This window comes from Kitasatospora sp. NPDC056446 (assembly GCF_042796115.1).
Taxonomy (GTDB): domain Bacteria; phylum Actinomycetota; class Actinomycetes; order Streptomycetales; family Streptomycetaceae; genus Kitasatospora.
The window spans coordinates 1-1,069 of the sequence record NZ_JBHTRF010000259.1; the positions used below are offsets into that span (position 1 = coordinate 1).

Below are 1,069 nucleotides of genomic sequence, written 5' to 3' on the forward strand. Positions count from 1 at the left end.
GCCTGGCCCCGCGCCTGGTGGCCAAGCAGGCCTCGCTGGACCTGGTGGGCGACGAGTCGGCGGTGGGCATGTCGGCGAAGGAATTCGCCGAGATCTTCGGCATGACCGAAGAGAGCTTCTGCGCGATCACCGACTACTGCTATGGCGGCGGCGAACTGATCGAGAAGACGATCTATGGCTCGAAGCTCGGCACTCCACTGTGGAGCGTGCTGCGCACCGGCAAGGGCGACCTGCAGCTGCTGGCCGGCCGCGACGTGCGGATGATGTCGGGCTTCGGTGTGTACACCGCTGGCGCCCCGACATCGCTCGGCAACGGGCGCGATGCAGTGTTCAATCCGGGCCGGGCGCCGGCACCGGGGCTGTCCACCGTGCTTGGGCCGACCGATGCGGACGGGCGCTATGCAGCCGCCTTGGGGGCATGGCAGGCCTGGTATCCGGACCACGGCGGAAACCTGACCGTTTCCGCGGGCCGCGACATCCGTGGCGACCTGTGGGACAGCGCCGGCCAGGTCGGATTCGATGTCACTCCGCGCAGCCAGACTGAAGGCGCGGGCTTTGCCCCCAGCGCGGTGGGCAACTGGCTGTGGCGACAGGGCAGCCCGGGCGTGGCCGGGGCGCAGCCCACGGCGACCAGCTGGTGGGTGAACTTCGGCAGCTACACCAGCCTGCCGACGCTGACCGGTGCGCGCATGGTGGGCTTCATGGGCTTCGGCACGCTGGGTGGCGGCAACCTCACCCTCGAGGCCGGCCGTGACGCGGGCGTGGCCACCGGAACCGTGGTCAATTCACTGGCACGCCATTCGTCCGGCGTGGTGGCAGCGGTGGGCTCGACCGGGCGCGTCGAGGCCGACGGTACGCTGCACCTGACCGGTGGCGGCGACCTGGCGGTGCGCCTGGGTGGCGCGCTGAATCCGAACCTTGCACTGGCAACCAGCGATCCATCGTTGAACCAGCCCAACCTGCCGCTCAGTGGTGCGCTGGTCAACCTGCGCGGGCGCATGCAGCTGGACGCGGCACGCATCGGTGGCATGGTCACCAATGTGGCGCACTACGTGGCGCCGTACAGCGG

General features: G+C 69.8%; 1 protein-coding gene. It reads left to right on the forward strand.

Translation table 11 applies throughout. The features are described 5' to 3' along the window. Positions 1-17: 17 nt before the first annotated feature. On the forward strand, positions 18-1,069 hold a 1,052-nt coding region (locus ACFQ6N_RS41145; protein ID WP_380659239.1), incomplete at its 3' end, for a hypothetical protein.